The organism is Acidimicrobiales bacterium (genome assembly GCA_040219085.1).
Classification (GTDB): domain Bacteria; phylum Actinomycetota; class Acidimicrobiia; order Acidimicrobiales; family JAVJTC01; genus JAVJTC01.
Genome location: JAVJTC010000021.1, coordinates 65,294 through 88,210, shown reverse-complemented (window position 1 = coordinate 88,210; position 22,917 = coordinate 65,294). Strand labels below are relative to the sequence as shown.

The window sequence follows — 22,917 nt, the reverse complement described above, 5'->3', positions numbered from 1 at the left end:
GCGCTCCTCACGTCTGGCTGAGAGCGAGCAGGCCATCCGCCAATTCGACGAGGTGGTCCGGGTACTCGAGTTCGTCGAGCCACCGCTGCGGCAGCAAGTGCGTGCCGTTGAACGCTCCGGCGAGGTTGCCCGCCATCGACGCCACGGTGTCCGCGTCGCGGCCGCCGCCCGCGGCTGTCACCACGACGGCCTCCGGGTCGTCGGGCGCAGACAGGAAGCACCACAGCGCAGCCGGGAAGCTTTCGAGGACGAACGCGCCGTTGTAGAGGTGGTCGAAGGCCCGGCCGGAGGGCCAGTCGACCATGTCGCCGATCTCCGCGATCCGCTCCGACAACCGCACCGTTCCGGACCGTTCGAGGTGGCGTTCCTCCACCGGTTCGTCCCACAGGCCCTCGCTTGCGACAGCGAGGTGGTCCAACAGGCCGATGGCGTCGGTCCCCGGCGCCCGGCCGACACACCACGCGACCGCCGAAGCCATCAACACCGTCGACGTAACGGCCAACGGGTCCGCATGGGTCGGGATCGCCGACAGGGCGCCCTGTTCCCGCAGCGCAGCCGGGTCGGTTCGCAACGCCAGCCCCACCGGGGCGGCCCGCATCGCGGCCCCGTTCCCAGCGGAGGCCTCGCCCGCTTCCCACCACGGTGTGCCAGCGGCGAGAGACGACACGGCCATGCTGGTCGCGTGCCCGATTCCACGGGCCACGGGGAGCCACTCGACGAACCTGGCGGCCAGGTCGGCGGGGTCGATCCGTCCGCCGTTGGCCAGGAGGCATTCGGCCACGACCATCGTCAGCTGCGTGTCGTCGGTGATCGTGCCGATCGGGCCTTGCTCCCAGCCTCGCCACGGTTTGAACTCACTGACCGGCCGCACGACCTCCTCGCGGGGCATCCCCTCGACAGGGCGACCCAGTGCGTCACCCATGGCTCCGGCGAGCAGACATCCGCGGTAGCGGTCGGCGAGGTCGACGCCGTCATCGGACTCCAGTCCGAGCTCGGCCACTGTGGCGCTCGGCGGTTCCGGTAGGAGGTGGCGGGCGGTCAGAGAGTCACGGGCGGTATGGGAGATCATCAGTGTCATGTACCGGTTGGTCGTGACATGGGAACGGCCTCGATCGGCGGTCTCGGGAGGTGCTTCATAGTGCGAGGTGCAGTCGTAGAGCGTCGTCGAGAGCCGCTAGCTCGTCGGCCGACAGGGCCCCGACCCTGGCGCCGATCCGCTCGACGGCGACCGATCGGACCTGCTCGGCTTGAGCCTTCGAGTCGTGCGGCAGGCCGCTCGCCTGTGTGCTGACCAGCACCTGGAACGGGTAGACCCGGTCGGTGTTGGTGGTTACCGGCACGACGGTGATGACGCCTCGGCCCAAGCGGCTGGCCGATGTATTCGCGCCGTCATTGCCGACGATGATCGCCGGCCGCTTCTTGTCGGACTCCGCGCCGCGGGCCGGATCGAGGTCCACCCAACGGATTTCGCCACGGCGCATCAGCCGAGACCGTCAGCCGTGGCAGCATCCCAGAGTTCCGCGTCGTCCCCATCGGCCCAGTCCGTCCAGGCGTCTTCGTACGCGGCGCCGAGTTCTGATGCCCGCAGCAGACGCACGGCCTTCCGGACTGCCGCCGAACGTGAATCGAGGCCCTGGGACTTCGTGTAGGCGTCGAGGTACTCGACATCCTCGTCGGGGAGGCTGACGCTCAGTTTCATACCTTGATACTACTAGTGGTAGCAAAGCACTACTACCACTGGTGGTTTCGAGTTAGCTGTTCACGAGTCCGGTGGATCGAACAGTGACGCCTGCTCCGTCACCGGCGGTACCGATGACGCCGGTGGCTCGGCGGGGGCGACCTCGGACGGTTCGGGCGGAGCGTCGGGCACATTCGGAGCTGGGGTGCCGCCACCCACCAGAGCCGTGAGCCCGTCCAGCGACGTGACCGCCACAGCGCCCAGTTCGACCAGCGCCGCGTTCCCCGGTCCTTCTCCCGGTCCCCGCCACACGGCCACCCGGCCGACGTCGGCATCGAGCGCCTCGACGGCGGCGGCGAACGCGCCACCTTCCGGGTCGGCCGCAACCACGAATGTCACGTCGGCCAGGGCGTGGATCAGCGTGCGGCGGCCGCGTTCGGTCGCCGGCCGGCGGAGCGTGTCGGGCCCGTACGGCGTGCACATCACGGCATGACCGGCGAGGACGGCCCGCCTGATCTCAGGCCGGCGCAGCGTGTTGGTCAGCGAGTCTGCCAGGACGGCGACCACGGTTCCCTCCACGGCGAGAGCCGCGTCCATCGCCGTGCGGGTGATCCCGACCCCGGCCCCCGAGACGACCACTACGCCGGCCGCGACGAGTCGCTCAGCCGCCTCGGCCGACACACCGGACGCATCGTCCGACGCCCCCGCAGCGGCATCGCCGACGATCGCGACACCCGACAACCCGCACAGCTCGACCGGCCCCGCCGTGTGCAGCACCGGGGGAGCGCCGTGGCCAAGTCGCTCGACGAGGCGGTGCGGGTAGCCGTCGTCGAACGGCGTGAGGGTTGCGATCCCCGACGACGTCAGGCGCTCCAACTCGAAGGCCACGGCCGTGCCCCGGCCCAACAACCCGACCACCGAGGCCGCGCGGACGGCGTCGATGTCGAGAGTCTCGGCGAGCTCACCAGCTGACGTCCCAAGCAGCGGGCCGGGCGAACGGACGCGGTCGCACAGGCTCCAGAACTCCGAGGCCTTCAGGGGCGTGACCGCGCCACCGCCGAGACGGCCACACAACAAGATGGTGGCGAGCGAGTCCTGGTTCCTCAACCCGTCGATCTTCCCGTGGTGGACGCGAACACGAACGGGTGGACCGGACCCGCACCCGCGGCGAGTAGCCCGTAGCCGATCGAGGTGAGGGTCCAGCGGGAATCGACCGTGTCGTCGACGAGCAGCACCGGCCCCGTCGGCACGTCCCCTTCGACGGCGAACGCGCCCCGCACGTTCTCGTACTGCATCGGCGTGTTGTGCATGGTCGCCTGCGGTGGGGCTTCCCGGGTCCTCACCACGACATGTTGGCACTGCAGGCCGAGTGCCGCTGCCAGACGCTCCGCGGCGTCCTCGACCAATCCGGGGTGGCGACGCGACGGAACAGCGGTGACCCAGGTGGGGGCCGGGTCGGGCTTCCACCGTTGGCCGATCAGGGCGGCCGCGGCCTCCACGAGTTCGTCGTCGTAGGCGCCGGCGTCACAGCCCTGCATCACGAGGCGGCCCCAGCCTCCGTCGCCCCAGACGGCGAGCATCCGTCCGACCTCGTTGCGGAGGTGGTCGGGGATCTTCTTGCGGGGCGGGCGCTGCTTGCGGGGTTCGATGACGAGGTCCGAGCCCCTCAGGAACTCGACGGCCTCCTGCACCGCGGCCGGTGACGGCGCCGACGCGAGCGAGTCGCCGGTGCAGTTGTCGCACAACCCGCACGGCTCGGGCGCCGGGTCGTCGAGGAACCCCCGCAGCATCTCCATGCGGCACTTCTCGGCGGAGATGTAGTCCGACATCTGGGTCTGCTCGGCTCGGCGCAGCGCGGTGACCGACTCGACGCGGTCGTGGTCGAATGTCCACGGGGTGAGAGTCCGCAGCCACCGCGACCCGTCGCGCTCCACCGCGCCCTCCACCTCGAGCACCTTCATCAAGAGCTCCAACTGGCCCCAGCCGATGTTGACGGCGCCGAGGATCTCGTCGGGCGCCAGCGCCACGGCGGCCTCCTCGAGCACGGCGATGGCACGCTGCGCGTCGGCGGCGTCGGGGAACGCGGAGTCGACGAAGAAGTCCTGGATCGCCCGGTCCTCGCGGCCGCGCACGAGCACGCCCCATGACTCGTCGAGCGCGCGCCCGGCCCGGCCGACCTGCTGGTAGTAGGCGATGGGGGAGCCCGGGGACTGGAAGTGCACGACGAAGTGCAGATCGGGCTTGTCGAAACCCATCCCGAGCGCGGAGGTGGCCACCACCACCTTCACGTCGTTGTCGAGCAGCGCCTGTTCGGTGGCGACACGGTCGGTGGGGTCGCTGCGGCCGCTGTAGGCCGCGGCGCTGATCCCCTTGAACTGCAGCCACGCGGCGACGCGCTCCACGTCGGCGATGGTCATGCAGTAGACGATCCCCGTGCCCGGCAGGGTGGGGACCGTCTCGGCGAGCCATGCCAGACGCTCGGCGGGGTGGGCGATGTCGAGCGCGTGCAGACGTAGACCCTCACGCCCCAGCGGGCCGCGGATGGGGGCCAGGTCCGAGCCGAGTTGGCTGGTCACGTCCTCGACCACACGGTCGTTGGCCGTCGCCGTGCAACACAGCACGGGCACGCCGGTGGGCAACAGGTCCAGGACCCGCACGAGGCGGCGGTAGTCGGGCCGGAAATCGTGACCCCAGTCCGAGATGCAGTGGGCCTCGTCGACCACGAGCAGACCGCTGCGGGCGCCGATGGACGGCAGCACCTCGGCCCGGAACTTCGGATTGGCGAGCCGCTCCGGCGAGATCAGCAGGACGTCGATCTCGCCCGCGTCGAGGCGCTCCTCGATGGCGGACCACGCGCCGCGGTTGGTGGAGTTGATGGTCACGGCCCGCACGTCCATGCGCTCGGCCGCCTCGATCTGGTTGCGCATCAGAGCGAGAAGGGGCGACACGAGCAGTGTGGGGCCGGCGCCGCGGTCGCGCAGCATCCGGGTGGCGATGAAGTAGACGGCACTCTTGCCCCAGCCGGTGCGCTGCACGAGCAGGACGCGGCGGCGGTCCCCGACGAGGGCCTCGATCGCCCCCAGTTGGTCGTCGTGGAACACGGCTTGCGGGTTCCCGGTGAGGCGGCGCAGCAGTGCCAGCGCCTCGTCGCCGAGGGCCGTGTCGGCTGTCGTCGCCTCGGTCACCGCGTCTCCCGGGTTGCCATCGGTCCCCGCCACTCTCGCAGACGGCGGTGACATCGCCGTGCCGGTCAGCGCGTCTCGAGGCCCGCCTTCGTCGCGTACTCGGTCCAGGGGACCCGGGGGATGCTGTAGACGCCGTCGGGGACCGTGCGCACGAAGGCCCGCAGGCCGAGTCGGCCGATGGGGGCGAGGCGCTCCGGGTCGATCCGGCCCCTCTCGTTGAGGATCTCCGGTGACCAGCACGCCCAGACCACCTCGGCGATCACGAGGTGCACCTCACCGAACGGGAGGCCGGGCGTGCCGAGCTCGACCACCTGGCTGACCCGGCACTCGAGTCGGGCGACGGCCTCGGCGATGGCGGGCGACGACACCTTCGTGGCCGGTATCGGGGTGAACCCCGCGAGCTCGTACTCGTCCACCTCGGGTGGGCATTCGAGGGCCACCGTCTCGATGTGGTCTGCGAAGACCTCCGAGCACACGTTGATGACGAAGTCGCCCGACGCCATGGCGTTCTCGTACGTGTGCTTCTGGCCGCCGTCCTCGCGCAGACCCATGGAGATGCCGACGAGCATCGGATCGCCGGTGATCGGCAGGAAGTAGCTCATCGGAGCGATGTTGTGGACCCCGTCGGGGCTGGTGGTCGAGACCATCGCGATCGGTCGGGGGACGATGAGTTGCGACAGCGTGAGCTGACACGACATCGGGTCGCTGTCCGCCGGGTCGAACGTGATCCAGTCCTCAGAGGTCATCGGGGGTCTCCCTTTCCGGGCGGTCGTGAGGCCTCGGCACCTCGCGCCGTGAGGCACCAGTATTGCGTCGGCGGCGGTCCGTCGCAGAATCCCGGGTGTCGGGAGTTCTTCAGACCGAAGTGGGCGAGTCCCGGTCAGCTTCAGGTAGCGGCGCAGTGTCAGGACGTAGTCCCCTGGTCCGGAGGGCCGTTCGCGGGTTCAGTGGACCGGAGAAGAAGAAGTCCGGCATCTCGCCCTGCCCGAGGAGACTTTCATGAAGGCCGCCATCGTCCGCGCGCTCGGCTCACCGCTAGACGTCACCGACACGGAACGGCCCAAGCCGGCACCGCACCAGGTCCTGGTCCGTCTCGAGACGTCGGGGCTGTGCCACACCGACATTCACGCCGCGCGAGGTGAGTGGCCGGTCAAGCCGACGCCGCCGTTCATCCCGGGCCACGAAGGGGTCGGCATCGTCTCGGAGGTGGGCGTCGACGTCGACGTCGTGGAGGTCGGCGCCCGGGTCGCCGTGCCGTGGCTCGGCTCTGCGTGTGGCCACTGCGACCACTGCGTGTCGGGGTGGGAGACGTTGTGCGAGTCGCAGGTGAACACCGGCTACGGCGTCGACGGCTGCTTCGCGGAGTTCGTCGTCGCCGACGCACGATTCGTGGTCGTGGTCCCCGAGGGGATCGACCCGCTCGATGCGGCCCCGCTCACCTGCGCCGGTGTCACCACCTACAAGGCCGTCAAGATGGCGGGCGCCCGGCCCGCCACACGCGTCGCCGTGTTCGGGATCGGCGGACTGGGCCATCTGGCCGTGCAGTACGCCGCGCTCGCCGGTGCCGAGGTGATCGCCGTCGACGTGACCGAACCGAAACTCGCCATGGCGAAACGGCTCGGAGCGACCCACGCCGTGAACGCGTCGAAGGTGGACCCCGCGGAGGAGATCCAGCGCCTCGGTGGCGCACACGCAGTGGTCTCGACGGCCGTGACACCCGCCGCGATCGAATCGGCGTTCCGGTCGCTGCGACGCAACGGTCGCCTCGTCCTCGTCGGCCTGCCGGCCGACAACGAGATCTCTGTGCCCGTCTTCGAGACCGTGCTCGGCGGGATCTCGATCATCGGCTCGATCGTCGGGACCCGCCAGGACCTGCGCGAGGTGTTCGAGCTCCACGCCGCCGGGCTCACCGAGATCGTCCGTGAGTCGCGACGCCTCGACGACGTCAACTCCTGCATCGACGAGGTCCTGTCGGGGGAGGTCACCGCGCGGCTCGTGTTCGACCTCCGCGACGGCTCCGACGCCTGACTGTCTTTCGAGCGGCACCGGTGAGTCGCGGGCTCAGGTGAGCGCGGGCATTCGGGAGCGGTACACCGTGTGAGAGGCGAGGGCCACGATGACGACCGCCATGGCGAGCGCCTCAGCGGTAGTTGCCGGTGTGGCCCATCGAGTAGCGCCCGGGCTGGGGGTACACGGCCAGACCGTGCGGCTCGCCGGGGACGGGGATCCGTGCCCGGAGTTCGCCGGTGGCGGTGTCGAAGGCGTAGACCTCGTCGTGGTTGCGTCCGGCCAGCCAGAAGGTGGAGCCGTCCGCGGAGACGCCACCCATGTCGGGGGAGCCCCCACCGGGGATGACCCATTCGTCGACGACGGTGTTGGTCGACGGATCGACGACGGACACGGTCCCGGCATTGCGGTTGGCCACGTAGAGGCGCGTCCCGTCGCGACTCGGGTAGACGCTGTGCGTGCCGGCGCCGGTGGGGATGGTGCCGGACACGGTGAACGTCGCGGCGTCGATGAGGATGAGGGAGCCGGCGGCCAGGTCCGCCACGTAGAAGGTCGACCCGTCCGGGCCGAGGCGCACGTCCTGGGGGCGGGCGCCGGCGTCGAGGTCGAGGACGTCGATGATCTCGCCGGTGAGGGTGTCGACACGGGCCATCTGGCCGGAGAACTCGCAGGTGACGATGAAGAACGTCCCGTCGACGGACCAGTCCGCGTGGTTGGGCCCGTCGCAGGGCGTGGGCACCGACGACAGGAGCTCCCAGGTGGCCGGGTCGTAGTAGTCGATGCGGTTGAGCCGTTCGGCCATGACGACGGCCTTGGCACCGTCGGGGGTGAAGTAGAGGTTGTAGGGCGCGTCGACGCGGATCTCGTCGCCGGTGGGCCGTCCGGTCGTCGGGTCGAAGGGGACGAGGCGGTTGGTGCCACTCGCCGAGGCGTAGAGCGTCGTGAGGTCCCAGGAGGGGACGACGTGTTGGATCAGCTCGCCGCCGATCTGGAAGACCTCGACGATCTCGAAGGTCTCCTGGTCGATGACGGTGACGGTGCCGGCCACGTTCGTCGGCACGTAGACGTAGGCCGGCACGTCCGCGATGGCGGTGGAGATCATCCCCGCCGCGGTCTCGGAATAGATGTTGGCGAGGTCGGCGACGGGCGGCATCCCGGGGATCTGGGGGATCAGCGTCGTCGGCGTGGTCGGGGGTGCCGTGGTGGGCGCTGTCGTGGGCTCGACGGTGGGTTCGGGGGTGGGCGTGTCCGTCTGCTCAGGTGTCGGCGTGCTCTGCCCGGTGGCGCCGTCGTCGACGGGCGTCAGCGTGGGTGATCCGCTGTTGGAGCACGCCGCCGCGACGAGACCGGCCACCAGGGCGAGGGCGAGGACGGTTCGACGGCGATGCATCGCCCGAAAGTTAGCGGGCCTGCGATGACGGCCGCTGGGGCCGTTCTTCCGCCGCCCCGATTCCACGCGACGATGGGTCTCTGAAGGGGGAGGTCCCATGTCTGTTCGCGCTGCGTCGATCTGTTCGACGACCGTCGGTGAGGTGTCGTTGACCTGGCTGCCCGACGGCGTTCATCACGTCCGTCCGCTGGCCCAGTACGGCGGCTCGACCGAGGAGCATTTCGCCATCCACCCGGAGGTGGTGGACGAGAACGGCTTCCTGGTGATGAGCCTCGGGTCGCTGCTCGTGGAGTCCGGCGACGAGAAGATGCTCGTCGACCTCGCCTTCGGTCCCGCCCATGTGGACCTGGGCGCGGTGGTCGGCGGCGGTTTCGAGGGCGACCTGGTGGGCGGGAGCCTTCTCGTCAGCCTCGCGTCGGTCGGCCTGACGCCACACGACATCGACGGCGTCCTCTACTCGCATCTGCACCCCGACCATGTCGGCTGGGTGTGCGACGACGCCCGCGGTGAGGCCGTCTTCCCGAACGCGACGCACTACGTCGCGCAGTCCGAGTGGGACTACTGGTTCGAGGGGCCGGGTGGGGAGGTGCCGCTGGCGCCGAGCGAGGTGAAGCGGTCGGTGATGGGGGAGCGGCTGGAGCTCGTCGACGACGGCCACATGCCCGTGGCCGGCGTGCAGTTCATGTCCACGCCGGGTCACACACCGGGGCACTGCAGCTTCGTCGTGTCGTCGGGGGATCAGCGTGCGGTGATCCTCGGCGACGCCATCCACTGCCCGGTGGAGATCTCGGCGCTCGAGTTGGACTTCGTGTTCGACGTTGACGTGGACCTGGCGCGCCGGACCAAGGAACGCATCATCCGTGAGCTCGAAGCGCCCGACACGATCGCCGCGGGTGGCCACTTCCCCGACCTGATCTTCGGCCGCCTCGTCCAGGCCGACGGGACGAAGCGGCTGACGTTCGACCCCGCGCAGGTGGCAACACCCTGATGATCCGGGATGAAGCGTTGGAGTGGATCGTGGCCCGCGAGCAGATCCGGGACGTGTTGTTGCGGTACTGCCGGGGTGTCGACCGTTGCGATCTCGAGCTGTTGCGTAGCGTCTACCACCCCGATGCCGTCGACGACCACGGCTCATTCAAGGGCAACGGCTGGGAGTTCGCGGAGATGATCGTCGCGTCGAAGCTCTCCGGAGCGCTGTTCTCCATCCACCACGTCGGGAACATGTTGATCGAGGTGGACGCCGAGTCCGGCACGGCTTCGGCCGAGACGTACTTCGTGGCGGCGAGCCGGCTGAAGGCCGCACCCGACGACCTCCAGTTGTTCGTCGGTCGTTACGTGGACGTGCTCGCCCGCCGTGACGGCGAGTGGCGGATAGCGCAGCGCACAGTGGTGCACGACTTCAGCGGCGACGTGCCGGTTGCCGATGCGACGATCGCCCTCGATCTCGACGTCTTCGCCCACGGCGCCCGGTTCCCCGACGACCCCGTCTACCGGTAGGCGGGGTCGTCGGGCTGCGCGGGGTGCCCGCGTCAGCGGTGGAATTCGACGACGAAGACCGCGTCGGCGTCGGGCTCGACGTGGTGGGCGGTGTCGGGTTCGATGACCTGCGCGTCGCCGGGGTGCAGCTCGCGGGACTCGCCTGTCTCCTCGAGCACGAAGGTGACGGTCCCGGCGATCACCCGCAGCAGCCCCCAGTTCCCGGCGGCTACGCGGTGCGCTTTCAGCAGGCCGACGGGGACCGTGTCGGCGGTGAACCCCGCGGTGGCGCGCACGAAGCTCACATGGTCGGGCAGTTCGAGATCGGCGAGCATGCAGACCTTCATAGTCCGCCCGGGAGCCGTTGCGCGGTCTCGACCAGGCGGCACAGGGCGTTGACGAGGCTGAGCTGGTCCCGGTTGCGGCAGCGGGCGTCGAGGAGGCGTTCGCTGCCGACGACGATGCTGAGGCACTTCGCCCGGCTGATCGCCACGTTGAGGCGGTTGCGGCTGAACTGGAACTCGACGCCGCGGGGGATGTCCTCGGCGGAGCTCGCCGCCATCGAGAAGATGGCGACGGCGGCCTGTTGCCCCTGGAACTTGTCGACCGTGCCGACCCGGGCCCGCTCGCCGAGGACGCTGCGGAGCCGGCGCACCTGCGCGTTGTACGGCGCGATCACCAGGATCTCGGCGGCGGTCAGCGCCACCTTGGCGCCGTCGTCGTTCACCCAGCCGTCCGCGAGGAGCGCGTCCACGATCTCCGACACCCGTTCGGCCTCGGCGGGGGACTCGTTGCGGCAGCCCTCGTGGGCGACGGGCACCCAGCGGATGCCGGTCCCGTGGTCGAGGAGGCGCCGGGCCGCGCAGAGGTCCCGGCTCCGGAGCCGTCCGTCGTAGGAGAGCTCGGAGACGGGGCCGCACACGTCGGCGTGCATGCGCCACGTCCGGTCCAGGAACACGCCGAGTTCGGGCGGGAGGGTGTCGTGGTGGCCGATGAGGTGGCCGAGAGCGGAGGTGGCGGTGCCGGGCGGGTGCGAGCCCTGCATCGGCTGGTCCAGCTGTTGGGGGTCACCGAGCAGGACGAGGCTGTCGGCGCCGGTCGACACCGCCACGGCGTTGGCGAGCGACAGCTGCCCGGCTTCGTCGATGACGATCACGTCGAAGACGTCACGCATGTCGGCGTGGCTGAAGAACCACGCCGACCCGCCGACGACGAGCCCGCCTTCGTGGCTGACGATGTCGTCGCGGGTGCCGGGGTGGTTCCCCGCGCACTCGAAGTCCACCTCTTCGGGGTCGTGGTCGCCGCCGATCTTGATCGCCCGGATGTCGCCGTCGGCGTGTTCGCACGTCTCGGTCAGCAGGTTCTCGATGACGGCGTGGGAGTTGGCGGTCACGCCGACCTTGCGGCCGAGTTGCACGAGGTGACAGATCAGTTCGGCGCCTGCGTAGGTCTTGCCCGAGCCCGGTGGACCCTGGACGGCGAGGTGGGAGTGGTCGAGGCGGGCGGCCAGGCCGGGGAGCGCGCCCGAGGGGTCATCGTCCAGCACGAGCGGGGCGCCGGGCGTGTGGTCGCCGAGTCGGGGAGGGACGCGGCGCAACAGGTCCAGCGCCGCCCGGTACGGCCCTGGTGTGGCGATCCCGTTGTCGGCCACCCACTCGCCGATCTCGAGGAGCGCCTCCTCGAGGGAAGCGGTGGGGGGTCCCCAGCCGGGGATCAGCCCACGGGGGGTGGGTGCCGGCCGGTTCTTGCCCACCTTGAAGTCGACGGTGCCCTCGGTGTCGTCGAGCGCCCGGATCGCCCCGACGCCGTCGAGAGTGTCGGGGTCCAGCACCTTGTCGCCGGCCCCGAGCTTGTGGGACTGGTCCGGGTCGAAGCGGTAGCGGTGGATGATGGACTGCTTCTCGGTGTCGACCGGGCCTTCGTAGGTGATCTGACCGATGGATTCGCTGTCGTCGACGAGTTCTGCGTCGGTCATGTTCTGGCGGGCGAAGATCTGCCATGAGGCGGGGCGGGCCTCGCGGCGATGGAACCCCAACAGGCCGGCGAGAAGGACGGTCGGGTCGATGGGGCCGCCGCCGCCGGGTTCTGTGGCGGCCGTGCCGTCGAGGAGGCGTTCGACGAGTGCCGCTCGGCGTTCGTCGCGCAGCTGATTGTCGGTCGGCTCGGTGTCTTCGGCGCCGTCGTCGTCCGGGTCGGGTTCGGCGGGTGCGGCCGGCGGGCGGATCGAGACCAGCCAGTCCCGCAGTTCGAGGGTGGAGACGCAGTCGTCGCGGTTGTAGGCCTCGATGTCGTCGAGCAGGGCCTGGTTTCCGGTGTCGAGCCAGTCCTCGTAGGCGACGACGCTCTCCATTCCGGAGGTCACGTCGGTGTTGCGTCCGGCGCGGTAGAAGGCCTCGAGCTTCTTGATGGAGTACGACGGCACCGACACGGCCAGCCCCTGGCGGGCCACCGTGTACAGGTCGCAGAACACCTCGGTGCGTAGCAGTTCGTCCAGCTCGGTCTGGCGGAGGCCGTGGACCGCCGTGAGGCGCTTGAGCACGGTGATCTCGTAGGAGGCGTAGTGGTAGACGTGCATGCCGGGGTGCTCGGCGAGGCGGGCGGTGACCATGTCGATGAAGGCGACCGCCGCGTCCCGCTCGGTCTGTGCCGTGTGCCCCCACGCGGACACGTAGCCGGGTTCGCCGCGGTCGTCGCACCATCCCCACAGGTACTCACGGCCTTCGTCGCCGATGAACGGGTCTCCTTCGAGGTCGAAGAAGAGGTCTCCCGGGTTGGGTTCGGGGAGCAGGTCGAAGCCGGTGCGGACGCCGTCGTCGGAGGGCGGTTTCAGCTCGAAGAGCGGTTCGCCCGCAGCCCGGGCGTCCACCTGGAGGCGGGCGAGGTTGTGGAGCCGCTCGGTGGTGCCGTCGGCGAGGCGGGGGACCGTGACGGGGGGAGTGGCGGTGCCGAGCGCGGCGACGGTCGCGTAGCCGCCCTCCTCGAGCTTGGCCACCTGGTCACGGCGGACGCCGGGGAGGAGAGAGAGGTGGTCGTCGGCGGTGCGGCGGTCTGCGCAGCGCTGGGCGTACTCGCAGATGTCGCAGTGGCTGACGGGCACCGGGTACTCGGCGCGCAGGTCGGTGCCGACGGCGTCGAGGAACCGGCGCCGCAGCCGGCGGTGGTAGGCGTCGGCGATGCGGACCTGCACGGATTCGGTGGTGTCGTCGCCGAGGACGACGTGCATCGTCTCGGGGGCGGCGCCCTGGAGGCGTTCGAGGTGTGCGCTGTAGTCGGCCAGTTGGATGAGCGCGCTGATCTTGGTGGAGCGGGCGAGCTTGGTGTCCCGGGCCTCGTAGGAGTGGCCGCCGAGGGCCGACGGGCGGTCCACCCGGGTGAGGAAGTCGGCGTAGCCGAGCCAGGTGCCGTCGAAGAGGACGGCCTGGAAGATGACGTCGGGGCCGGCCCGCATGATCTCGACGGTGGCGTCGGCGGCGGCGCGGAATCCGGCGAGGGAGCGTTCGATGGGCTCGGGCGCTTCGACCACGTGGAGGCCCCGCGCCCGTAGTGATTCGAGGTGGCGCTGTTCGTGGGCGAGGCCGTGGCGGGCGACGAGGTCGACGTCGTCGGCTCGCTCCGTTCCGAGGGCGCCGTCGGTTCCGTAGGCGCCGTCGGCTCCGTCGGTCACCGGGTCACCGCCGGCCCGGGCCTGCGCCGCGGCGAGCTTGAGGCCGACCTTGTGGCGGCATTCGAGGAACGACGTCAGGTCGCTCGCGCTGTAGATCGTGGTCCCGTCGATGACCTGCATGGCTCACCCGCCTCCGGTCAATGGTGTAGCCGACGGGCGTGACAGGCTGCGCCGGGGCGGAGAGTCGGCGGGCCTGGGAGCGCGAGTCTGTCCGCATTCGAGCGGTGTAATAGCGAATTCGTTGCCGACCGACCCGCTCCATCTGTGCTGTTGGTGAAGGACGTCCACGCGACGATGCAGTGAGCCGTTGCAGCGGCCTAGCCCTGCCCCCATCGTCGAGATCTTCGAGAGCGGTGGGTTGCTGGCGTAGCCGGCACAACATCCACCAGGCGAGAAGAATCAGAACATACGATTCGTGCGACGCGTGTCGAACTACCGGCAGACATCGGACCTATAGCGGGACCAGAGGTAACTGAGATGGCGGACTTCTCCAGATGGCGGACCGGTAAGGGTCGATTCGGTTGTTTGGCAGTCGCGGGGATGATGGCCGCGACTGGGCTCGCGCTCGTCGGTTCGTCGTCCCCGGCCGCCGGCGAACCCGCCGCTTCGTGTCTCGCGTGGAGTGGCAACGACTCGACCACGCTGCGTATCTACGTCGCAGGTGTCGACGGCTCGGACCGGTTGGAGGTGTCGACGGTCGGAGCGGATCCGGATCCGGAGTTCAGCCAGCACGTTGCATGGTCGCCCGACGGGACGAGGATCGCGTGGAGTGGCAACGACGGGTCGACACCGCAGATCTACGTCGCTGACATCGATGGGGCGAATCGGGTCGAGATCTCGACGGTCGGCGCGGATCCGGATCCCGAGACGAACATCTTGCCGGCCTGGTCACCTGACGGCTCGAAGATCGCGTGGAGCGCTTTCGACGGGCCCGACCGGCACATCTTCGTCGCCGATCCCGACGGCACCGGTCGCACCATCGTCTCGTCGGTCGGCGCGGATCCGGATCCCACCGACAACCAGACCCCCGTCTGGTCGCCCGACGGGTCACGCATCTCGTGGTCCGGCACCGGTGTCGCCGGTCAGCGGATCTTCGCGGCGAACGCGGACGGGACCGATCGCATCGAGCTCTCGAGCGTCGACGACGGCTTCGACCCCGGTGTGTCGATCTACTCGGCGTGGTCACCGGACGGGTCCCGGATCCTCTTCGACGGCAACGATTCGAGTTCGGTGCGCCAGATCTGGGTGGCGGATGCCGACGGCACGAACCGGGATGTCGTATCGACGGTCGGCGCAGGGGCGGACCCGACGAACAACCGGTTCCCCACCTGGTATCCGGACGGGACCAAGGTCGCCTGGTCCGGGGAGATCGGTCCTGACAAGCACGTCTTCGTCGCAGACGCGGACGGCTCGAGCCGCTCGATCATCTCCAACGTGGGCGCGGGAGCCGACCCGACCGACAACCAGCAGCCGAAGTTCACCCCGGACGGGACTCTCGTCGCCTGGGACGGCGACGATGGATCCACCCGGCAGGTCTACGTCGCGAAACCTGACGGCACCGACCGCTACGTCGCCTCGACGCCGAGTGGGGAGGCGTTTCCATCCTTCAACTTCGGCCCGGAGTGGTCGCCCGGGTGTTTCGAAGCGCTGCTGCCGGTCCCGAACCTGGACTGCCATTCCGAGTCTGCGGTGGAGCCCGAGGCTTTCGGCATCTCGACCGGATTCGGTTGCACGGTTACGACGGTGTCGGACGTGTCGACGACGAATTCGACGGTCCTGGTGGAGGCCGGTGGAAGGCAGCTGCTACTGGCGCGGATCAGTGTGCCGATATGGCAACGCGCCCTCGAGTCCGGCGATACCTGTCGTCTTCCTGACGGCACCCGCACGCAGGACACGACGGTTCTGAGTCTGCTGTTCCGCAGCTACGTGATCTGCCGCGCCTGAGTCGTGCGCTCTCGCGGGGAGTGACAGTCGGATCGGCATTGGCCCGGGTGGCCCTTGCCCAGCCGCGGAGTAGTGCTAGTGCACTACGCTCGGGTCATGGCTACGCCGACTTCGTACCGTCTGGACTCCGATCTCAAGGCGCGGCTCGCCCGTCGGGCTGAGGCGGAGGGCGTCTCGGAGACGGCGCTGGTGACCAGACTGTTGGAGCAGGGCCTCGCAGGGATCGACCATCCGGGCATCGTCTACCGCCCGGGCCCGAGCGGTTGGCGTGCGGGTGTTGCAGGGGGTCCCGATGTGGACGAGATCGTGCGGGCCGTCCGGTCGAGTGGCGCCTCGGGTGATGCGGCGGTGACTGCCGCCGCCGACAGTCTGGGTCTCGACCCGCGGCTGGTCCGCATGGCCATCGACTACGCGGCCGAGCATCTCGACGAGATCGAGCGACGCCTGGAGGAGAACGAGCGTGCGCTCGAGCGGGTCCGCCGGTTGTCCGCCGCCCGCTCGGCCGTGCTGGCGGAGTGAGGTTCCTGCTCGACGAGATGTACAGCGAGCAGGTCGCTGAGTTGCTCGTCGCCCGGGGCCACGATGCTCTACACGTCCGGGCGATCGGCCTCGGCGGAGCTTCCGACGGCGATGTTCTCGCCCGTGCGGTGGAAGACCGGCGAACTCTCGTCACTGAGAACGCGTCCGACTTCCTGCCGCTGCTGGATCAGCGCCAGAGCGCCGGGTTGCCGATGACGCCGGTGCTCGTGGCGCTCACGGCGAGCCGTGGCGTCAGCGGTGCACTCCACGCACGACTCGCCACGGAGATCGATCGCTGGGCCGCCGACAACGAGGATCCGTACGCCCATGCCCACTGGCTCGGCTGAGGGCTCCGAAGGGGGGGCGGAGCGGTGTCATAGCGAATTCTTCGGCTGAAAAGCGCAAAGTCCGGCCCCCCACGCATCCGCAGGCTGACCGGACTTACTTACGGCCGCTACTGCTGCCGTCCCCTGAGACTGTAGTTGAGTCGGCTGATGTGTCAACGGGGCGACGGTGTGCCTCATGTCCGTGCGGCCGTGACGCAGAGTCATACTCATCGGTATGACTCACCGTGTGGGGCCGAAGGGGCAGGTCGTGATCCCAAAGGAGTTGCGCGACGAGTTCGGCATCGAGCCCGGTGACGAGGTCAGCTTCTGGCGTCACGGGGACCACGTCGCCGTCGCCGAGGACCTAGAGCTATGGACCGGCGACCCTGAGCTGCTGGTCGAAGGGTCGCCCTGGCGGTGGCGCGACCTGCGCTGAGCGGCTCTGGGCAGGCGTCGTCGCCGCTGCGGGACTTCCCTGCCGGCCGTGTCACGGTGACGCCGTACCGGAGCGTGACAAGCGCAACGGGAAGGTGTGGAGATGAAGCGGGTGGCGGGATTGATCATGGTGGCCGTGTTGGCGGCGGCATGTGGCGGTGGTTCGGGGACCGAGGAGGCGATGACCTGCACGGTCGACCTGACCGACGATCTGCCGAATCGTGATGTCGACTTCGAAATGGGCGACGGGCGGATCGCCGAGCTGACCGAGCTCGAGGTCGACGAGTACGAGTTCCGCTACGACCTTCTCGATGACGAAGGATTCGTCGTGTCGCGTGAGACCCGGAGCCGGCCCACCGCGGGCAGCGAGTCGTTCGACGAGGTGACCACTGAGGTGGATGCAACGGACTGCGTCGTCGTCGAGATCTCCGAGAGCGGTGGGGACGTGGTCTTCGTCCGGGACGAGCCGTCGGCAACCGGTGACCTCACGGGCGCGCAGAACGAGGCGTGTCAGGCCGAAACCGGTGCCGTTCTCGACGCGGCGGAGGACATCGGCATCGGCGGCGACGAGCGGGAGGACCTCATCGACAGCGCACTCACACAGGCGACCGATGATGCGGGCGACGTCGACTTCGACGCTCTCGAGGAAGTGGTGGCTGACCTGCTGTCGCCGACCGACTGGTATCCGAGCGCGTGCGCCGCCTCGTTCGACGCCGACGGCGAACAGCGCCGCCCCTCCGGCGGAGTGGAGGTGTCATTCACGCTCCTTGGCACAGAAGGCGACGAGTACAGCTACGACATCCTCGGCGGATGCGAGGGCGACGGCGGTTACGGCGACATCCGCGAGGGGATGATCATGAACATGACCGACCAGTTCGGCGACGTCATCTCCATCGCCAGCCTCGACGCCTCCTTCGAGTCCTTTCTCGGTTGCGAGCTGTCGGGCCGGTTCTCGATCACGTACGCGGAGCTCGACCTCGACTCGACGTACCTGATCGGCGATCGTCAGGGTCGGCGGGGCGAACTCGCCTTCACCGGCCAGGAGCTGATCGACAACGACGGCGTCCAGCTCTCCCTGGGGTGAGGGCGTGACGTGCTCTAGCTACCACTCCGGCCACAACGTCCACTGGATCCAGTGGAAGCGCGTGATGGAATCGGAACAGGCAGGGATCGCAGGGATGGCCTCCATGGCCGGCGACGTCATCGAGTTCCTCGCCGACGACGGTGGCCCTCCCGTCCGGCTCCACAACCACGACCCGGCCCGCGTGGCGCGCATCATCGCGAGCGGAGGCCGGTGCGAGTACGCCTCGAGGTGGAGTCTCCTGCGGTTCGTGCCGAGGCCTGACGCTGACGGCACTACGGGATCGCCCGCGGGAAGGCCGCACGTGTCGGTGACAACGCGGAAGCTGCGGCCGTGTCTGATTCATGAGGAAGCCGAATCCCAGAGGTCCCTTCGAGGTACGGAAGGCACGGTGTGAGCGAGGCTGGCGCGCCAGAGTGCCGGGGTGCCGACGACGCCGGTGCTCGTGGCGCTGACGGCGACTCGTAGCGTCGGCGGCGTACTCCACGCTCGACTCGCTACAGAGATCGGGCCGACAACCGGCGGTCGCTGCGGCTTGGGTCATGCAGGCGGCTCGACCCTCTCCACCGTGGGAGCCCGGTCGATCGCACGGTCGAACGAGGCTACCCGCCCGACCCCGGTGGACTCAGCGCAGGCGACGAGGTAGGCGTCGGCGAAGTCGAGCCGCTCGGACTCGTAGGTCTCGATCGCCCGCAACAGCAGCGGAACGTCCACGCAGGTGACGGATCCGTAGGTGACGAGCGAGCGGGCCGCCCGGGCCACGTCGGCGACGGGCACCTCGTAGAAGGACTCGAGGACGTACACGGTCTCGGCGAGGATCAGGTCGGTGAGCAGGAGGCGTTCGCCCGAGGCGAGGTATCTCGTCGCCCGCTCGGCGAGCTCGGGTGGTTCGCCGGTGAGATGTCGGACGATGACGTTGGTGTCGACGAAGGCCGTCATCGTCGCCGGGCGGCTCTCGACTCACGTGCGGCGCGGATCACGTCGTCCCAGGCGATGTTGCGCTTGGCGGCGGGTACGTCGACCGAGCCTGCGAGCTCGAGGAAGTCCGGTGTCCGGGCCAGCACCGCCCGGTTGCCATGGATCCTGAACACGACGTCGTCGCCGCTGCTGATGCCCAGAGCGTCCCGGACGGCCTTCGGGATGGTGATCTGGCCCTTCGATGTGACTCTCGCGGCAACCTCCACCAGGGTCTCCTTACTTATGCGCTGAGGTAAGGACACCGTAGTGCCGTTCTCCTGTCGTGCCATTGCGCATGTGTAGCCCCGGGGTACGACAGCGCCCGCCGCGAACGTCGTCGCCGAGGACCTGGAGCTGTGGACCGGCGACCCCGAGTTGTTGGTCGACGGGTCCCGTTGGCGGTGGCGCGACCTGCGTTGAACGTACGGGACAGTCGGGCAGGTGAGGGTCCGCTGAGTGGCGTGGGTCGGGTTGATCCACTGCCGTCCGAGGCGGGCACCGGGTTGGACATCCGAGCGGTGTCATAGCGAATTCGGGGACGACGGGCGACATCGCGAAGGACTCGTGTGCGATTCGCTGCAACACCGCTCCGTAGCGGCGACGGCTGTCAGGCCGGCCAGTAGGTGATGGGATTCTGGGAGCCACGGGCGGCGGGGAGCCGCTTGCCCACATCGCCGATGTAGGAATCGAATACCGGGCCGGAGACGACCGGCAAAGCGTGAAACGCGCGTCGGCCGTCCTTCCGTGGGCCGATCCACTTCCCGATCTCGAACACCCCGCGGGTGATGCCCTCGCACACGGCGACGGCGTGCTGTGCCCCCTTGCGGTCGACCGTGTCCGGGCTGATCTTCCACCAGGCACGGGTCGAGTCGGCCAACTCTTCGAGGGGCATTCCGCTTCGCCACCCATGGCCCTTGCGGGTGTAACCCCGTTCGACCTTCTCGGGGGCGTCCTGCCAGGCGCGCAGCCTGATCATGACTGCCGGGGGAGCGTCGTTCGAGAGCTCTGGTGCGGCATACCGGACGATCAGCTCGTCGAGCGGGAGTCGATCAGCGTCGTGGCCCGACACCTTGTTCGTCAGCCCGGGAAGCGCATCGATGAGGACGCTCTCGACGAGGAAGGCCGTCTTCTCGTCCTTCAACCCGTGGCGGATGATGTCCACGCTCGGCGTATGCCCGGCATCGAGAATGCTGCGGATCCGTTCCGCCTTCGCGGACTTTCCAGATTGCCGGACGGCTTCGCTCTGATGGGCGAGGAAACGGGAACCCTTGCCCTTGCCGATGTAGAAGATCTCGTTGTTGCGTGGATCGATGAGTGCGTACACGTAGAAGCCCAGCGCCTTTGCCACCTCTGACTTGAGCTTGGCCGGCAGCCGGACGCTTGAGCGGGTGGACGTCTTCTGAGAACTGCCTGTTTTCGCCATCTCGGAACGGTAGCGGAGCTGCCTCCAGGCTTCCGACGAAGCGACGATCAAGCCGTCGAGGTAGCCCCCCCAGCGGAGAAGCTCCCCCTCCAACGCGTCGAGCAGGTCGCGCCGAAGCCACGGTCGCTGTCTAGTGTCACTGGCCAGCACAGCTACTCCAAGAATTCGTCAAGCCCTTTGAACTCTTCGACGCCTCCGTCGTTCATCGAGTCGATGTCGTAGCCGCCCGAGAACAGCACATCTTGGAGCCACTCCGCGAGTGCAGCTCCTTCGTCGCTTCCGAGTTCAGCGGCACGGCATGCATAGTCGTATGCGGCGATGCCGGCGTTTCGGTGTCCGCCCTGGCCCCATTCGCTGCCCGGAAGTCCGTCGTTGTGCATCAGCTCATCGGCGAGGTACATGAACGCGCTGGACAGTCCCAAGCCTCCTGCATCCGCTAGCAATCTCTCGACAATGATTGGTGCCGAGTCGCTGGTTGGCGCTTCCGAGTTGTGGGCCGGCCGCGCCCGCTCATGTCCGGACGACATGAGTTCGTTGAGAAGACCAATCGACCGTTCGCCATCGCCGAAGATCACCGCTGCGGCGTAGAGCAGGACGACGGCACGGCTGTCCCCGTCAGCCGACGCGAGCCGCCACATCTCTAGGGCGGTGTCTTCCTCTCCGTCGTCGAAGCAGATCGCGCCAAAGGACACCAGCGCGTCTGGTTGCCCCAGTTCCGCAGCCTTCGACCACCATCGAATGGCCTCGTCCCGGTCCTCCTCATGGTTTGCGACTACGCCGAGGCTGTACATGGCATCACTATTCCCGGCTTCTGCCAGCTGCACCAGGGCTCCACGGTGCAACTCGTCGTCGGCCTCCTGCGCGCCGTAGAGCGAATCCTCCTCTAACCAGAGGACGACCTCAGGCGCAGCGTCTACCGCGGCAGCGAACCAGTGAGAACCGCTGGAGGACAACCCGGCTTGGCTTAGCCGTCGTCCCGTCTCGTACTGCGTCTTCACATCGCACATCGGCGCAAGGGCGACCGGGCACGGCTCAGAGCTGAACTCGGCCGCCACCGGTACCAGGACGTCGTGGAGCGCCCAGATTCCAGGTTCTGGCTCGGCCACCACCGAGTAGCTCGTTCTTGGTGCGAGTGGAGCCTGCCGCTCAACAAGTTCGGAGTGGAGGGCATCCCAGCTCGGCGGCGTCCTTCCTGGCGCCGTAAGCGAGAACAGCTCCTCGAAGATCGCGAACATTTCGTCACTGCGAAGCCCGTCGGGAGCGATGAACGACTGCGCAAGTAGAGCTTGCGCTAGGCATTGAGAGCTGGGGTCTATGGACTCGAGATCGCCGAGAAGGGCCTCTGCCAGGCTGCTACGCGAGGCAAGAAGCGGTGCAAGTTCGACCAATGAGTCGCCGGGAATGCCGCTACCGCGGAACATCTCGTTTGCCGCTTCGCGCTCCTCAGCATCCAGAGCCACCGACAGGGGGCCAACCCACGAGTCTCGAATGCCCATGACCACTGCTGGGTCGAAACCGAGGGCCTCAATGTGTGGCTTTCGCGCAGGTAGCTCATGCGTCCACAAGGTCGCAGTGAGCACCACCGGCTGGTTGCCGGCGACGAGTTCTCGGAGAAGCTGCATCGTCAGCTGATCGAGCTCATTGTGGATGTCCTCGACGAAGACGACCCACAGGTACTGTTCTCGTTCCCATTGGGCCCCATGAAATGTCGTTTCAGCGACCTCTCGAAGCTTGCCGCGACGTGGATAGATCAGCCGCGTGTTTCCCGAACCCCACTCGTCGATGGGCTGTAGCTCGCGGAGTGTCTCAAGCAGGAGACGGGTTTTCCCAGTCTTTGGCGCCCCGTGGAGTATCACGGTTCGCGTCCAGGGGTGCCGACCTTCGCGTGGGGCTTGGACAGCGTTGGCCAGTCGTGCCTCGACCGTGTCCTGGAGCCTTCTGCGCACGTAAGGAGGTGCCTGCCCGTCGGTCAACGCCGATCCCAACTGATAATGCGGCGCACTAAGGTCGAGGTCCGCAAGAAGCGGCATTTCTCCGTTGACCAGCAGGTGAAGGAAATCCCGTCGTGCCCGGTCGCGAGGGTCCGGACGTGGAGGTATCGGCGACTGCCTCAACTCGTCCGAGCTACGCGAAGCCTGTTCGGATCTTCCTCGCCGTGCGGCGGTCTTGTTGTCCGTGTCGAGGGCAAGGATCAGAGTCGTCGCCTCTTCCCGCGCCTCCTTCCTGACGTATCGACCGATGAACGCGCATGCGGAGTCGCGGAAGTCGGCGTGAGGGACGGTGCCCTCTTCGATCCAGCCCCTCACGGTGTTCGACGCAGGGCACTTGCCGTCGTTGCCGGACTGGATCTGCTCCGCGGCAACGGTCCACGGCTGTTTCCGGCTGTGAGAGGAGTCGCGGGATCGGGCCTCCTCGGCTGCGCGCCGAATCAGCTCTGACCATTGGTTCCGAAGCACTTCCTGGTCCGAATGGCTCATGTTCCTGCCCGCAACTCAGTCGCAGGACGGTTGCCAGTCGCAGGACGGTGGGCCGCTGCGACCTCAGCGAGGAGAACGGACCTCATCAGGACGGCCGGGCGAGTCGGCTGCCGTGGACCGAGAGGTCGGAAATGAGAGCGAAGAAGGTTCTGCGCAAGCTGAAGGACTTTGGGTTGGAGGTCGAATGGGCCGGTTCGGGCCACATCAAGGTCCGCTGCCCCAACGGGCGCATGGTGGTGGGTTCGTCTTCGCCATCTGACCATCGGGCGATGAAGGAGTTCGCGGCCGACCTGAGGAGGAACGGGGTGGAGATCCCGAACCTCCGGGTCTTCTGCTGAGGTACTTCGCCCGTTCG

The 22,917-nt window shown here is 68.4% G+C and carries 23 protein-coding genes; 10 read left to right on the top strand and 13 right to left on the bottom strand.

From position 1 onward, the window contains the following. Positions 1 to 7: 7 nt before the first annotated feature. The 6 genes from RIE08_09130 to RIE08_09105 form a co-directional block, all read right to left on the bottom strand. Positions 8 to 1,078 (bottom strand): ADP-ribosylglycohydrolase family protein, encoded by a 1,071-nt coding sequence (locus RIE08_09130; protein MEQ8717761.1) that lies wholly within the window; start codon positions 1,076 to 1,078, stop codon positions 8 to 10. Between the two features lie 55 nt (positions 1,079 to 1,133). After that, complete coding sequence (locus tag RIE08_09125; protein MEQ8717760.1) at positions 1,134 to 1,481, bottom strand: type II toxin-antitoxin system PemK/MazF family toxin; 348 nt, start codon at positions 1,479 to 1,481, stop codon at positions 1,134 to 1,136. Next, a complete protein-coding gene (locus tag RIE08_09120; protein MEQ8717759.1) occupies positions 1,481 to 1,699 on the bottom strand; it encodes a ribbon-helix-helix domain-containing protein in 219 nt (72 codons plus the stop codon). The genes RIE08_09125 and RIE08_09120 overlap by 1 nt, the downstream gene beginning before the upstream one ends. Before the next feature lie 60 nt (positions 1,700 to 1,759). Beyond that, positions 1,760 to 2,785: a DNA-processing protein DprA gene (locus RIE08_09115; protein ID MEQ8717758.1), complete on the bottom strand. Its 1,026-nt coding sequence runs from the start codon at positions 2,783 to 2,785 to the stop codon at positions 1,760 to 1,762. Further along, on the bottom strand, positions 2,782 to 4,863 hold the full coding sequence (locus RIE08_09110) for a DEAD/DEAH box helicase (GenBank protein MEQ8717757.1): 2,082 nt from the start codon (positions 4,861 to 4,863) through the stop codon (positions 2,782 to 2,784). The genes RIE08_09115 and RIE08_09110 overlap by 4 nt, the downstream gene beginning before the upstream one ends. A 65-nt stretch (positions 4,864 to 4,928) precedes the next feature. Beyond that, positions 4,929 to 5,609, bottom strand: a complete 681-nt coding sequence (locus RIE08_09105; protein MEQ8717756.1) for a flavin reductase family protein — start codon at positions 5,607 to 5,609, stop codon at positions 4,929 to 4,931. Positions 5,610 to 5,862: 253 nt separating this feature from the next. On the opposite strand from RIE08_09105, the gene RIE08_09100 reads away from it, so the two are divergent. Continuing rightward, positions 5,863 to 6,891: a zinc-dependent alcohol dehydrogenase gene (locus RIE08_09100; protein ID MEQ8717755.1), complete on the top strand. Its 1,029-nt coding sequence runs from the start codon at positions 5,863 to 5,865 to the stop codon at positions 6,889 to 6,891. 112 nt (positions 6,892 to 7,003) lie between these two features. Here RIE08_09100 and RIE08_09095 read toward each other — a convergent pair whose 3' ends face one another. After that, positions 7,004 to 8,260 (bottom strand): YncE family protein, encoded by a 1,257-nt coding sequence (locus RIE08_09095; protein MEQ8717754.1) that lies wholly within the window; start codon positions 8,258 to 8,260, stop codon positions 7,004 to 7,006. Positions 8,261 to 8,357: 97 nt separating this feature from the next. On the opposite strand from RIE08_09095, the gene RIE08_09090 reads away from it, so the two are divergent. Beyond that, entirely contained in the window at positions 8,358 to 9,248 is an 891-nt protein-coding gene (locus tag RIE08_09090; protein MEQ8717753.1) for an MBL fold metallo-hydrolase, read from the top strand. Continuing rightward, positions 9,248 to 9,757 carry a nuclear transport factor 2 family protein gene (locus RIE08_09085; protein ID MEQ8717752.1) on the top strand — a complete coding sequence of 170 codons (510 nt, stop codon included), beginning with the start codon at positions 9,248 to 9,250 and terminating at the stop codon, positions 9,755 to 9,757. Before RIE08_09090 ends, RIE08_09085 begins: the two co-directional genes overlap by 1 nt. 32 nt (positions 9,758 to 9,789) lie before the next feature. On the opposite strand, the gene RIE08_09080 is transcribed toward RIE08_09085, so the two are convergent. Both RIE08_09080 and RIE08_09075 read right to left on the bottom strand, forming a co-directional pair. Next, complete coding sequence (locus RIE08_09080; GenBank protein ID MEQ8717751.1) at positions 9,790 to 10,071, bottom strand: DUF1971 domain-containing protein; 282 nt, start codon at positions 10,069 to 10,071, stop codon at positions 9,790 to 9,792. An 8-nt stretch (positions 10,072 to 10,079) separates the two neighbouring features. Next, a complete protein-coding gene (locus RIE08_09075) occupies positions 10,080 to 13,520 on the bottom strand; it encodes a TM0106 family RecB-like putative nuclease (GenBank protein ID MEQ8717750.1) in 3,441 nt (1,146 codons plus the stop codon). A 405-nt stretch (positions 13,521 to 13,925) separates the two neighbouring features. Between RIE08_09075 and RIE08_09070 the strand changes: the two genes are divergently transcribed. From RIE08_09070 to RIE08_09045, 6 genes are all read left to right on the top strand, one after another. Beyond that, positions 13,926 to 15,344 (top strand): hypothetical protein, encoded by a 1,419-nt coding sequence (locus tag RIE08_09070; GenBank protein MEQ8717749.1) that lies wholly within the window; start codon positions 13,926 to 13,928, stop codon positions 15,342 to 15,344. Between the two features lie 96 nt (positions 15,345 to 15,440). Then, the gene (locus RIE08_09065) at positions 15,441 to 15,863 is read left to right on the top strand and encodes a hypothetical protein (protein MEQ8717748.1); all 423 of its coding nucleotides are present in this window, start codon (positions 15,441 to 15,443) and stop codon (positions 15,861 to 15,863) included. Further along, positions 15,860 to 16,210: a DUF5615 family PIN-like protein gene (locus RIE08_09060; protein ID MEQ8717747.1), complete on the top strand. Its 351-nt coding sequence runs from the start codon at positions 15,860 to 15,862 to the stop codon at positions 16,208 to 16,210. Before RIE08_09065 ends, RIE08_09060 begins: the two co-directional genes overlap by 4 nt. A gap of 214 nt (positions 16,211 to 16,424) precedes the next feature. Next, positions 16,425 to 16,625, top strand: coding sequence for an AbrB/MazE/SpoVT family DNA-binding domain-containing protein (locus RIE08_09055; GenBank protein ID MEQ8717746.1), 201 nt, complete (start codon positions 16,425 to 16,427; stop codon positions 16,623 to 16,625). A gap of 102 nt (positions 16,626 to 16,727) precedes the next feature. Continuing rightward, positions 16,728 to 17,708, top strand: a complete 981-nt coding sequence (locus tag RIE08_09050; protein ID MEQ8717745.1) for a hypothetical protein — start codon at positions 16,728 to 16,730, stop codon at positions 17,706 to 17,708. 103 nt (positions 17,709 to 17,811) lie between these two features. Further along, complete coding sequence (locus RIE08_09045; protein ID MEQ8717744.1) at positions 17,812 to 18,102, top strand: hypothetical protein; 291 nt, start codon at positions 17,812 to 17,814, stop codon at positions 18,100 to 18,102. A 143-nt stretch (positions 18,103 to 18,245) separates the two neighbouring features. Here RIE08_09045 and RIE08_09040 read toward each other — a convergent pair whose 3' ends face one another. The 4 genes from RIE08_09040 to RIE08_09025 all read right to left on the bottom strand — a co-directional run bounded on the left by RIE08_09040 (position 18,246) and on the right by RIE08_09025 (position 22,562). Beyond that, positions 18,246 to 18,644 (bottom strand): PIN domain-containing protein, encoded by a 399-nt coding sequence (locus RIE08_09040; GenBank protein ID MEQ8717743.1) that lies wholly within the window; start codon positions 18,642 to 18,644, stop codon positions 18,246 to 18,248. Continuing rightward, on the bottom strand, positions 18,641 to 18,889 hold the full coding sequence (locus RIE08_09035) for an AbrB/MazE/SpoVT family DNA-binding domain-containing protein (protein ID MEQ8717742.1): 249 nt from the start codon (positions 18,887 to 18,889) through the stop codon (positions 18,641 to 18,643). The genes RIE08_09040 and RIE08_09035 overlap by 4 nt, the downstream gene beginning before the upstream one ends. Before the next feature lie 380 nt (positions 18,890 to 19,269). Beyond that, a complete protein-coding gene (locus tag RIE08_09030) occupies positions 19,270 to 20,085 on the bottom strand; it encodes a hypothetical protein (GenBank protein MEQ8717741.1) in 816 nt (271 codons plus the stop codon). A 152-nt stretch (positions 20,086 to 20,237) separates the two neighbouring features. After that, complete coding sequence (locus RIE08_09025) at positions 20,238 to 22,562, bottom strand: hypothetical protein (GenBank protein ID MEQ8717740.1); 2,325 nt, start codon at positions 22,560 to 22,562, stop codon at positions 20,238 to 20,240. Between the two features lie 131 nt (positions 22,563 to 22,693). Between RIE08_09025 and RIE08_09020 the strand changes: the two genes are divergently transcribed. Next, complete coding sequence (locus tag RIE08_09020) at positions 22,694 to 22,900, top strand: hypothetical protein (protein MEQ8717739.1); 207 nt, start codon at positions 22,694 to 22,696, stop codon at positions 22,898 to 22,900. Positions 22,901 to 22,917 lie beyond the last annotated feature (17 nt).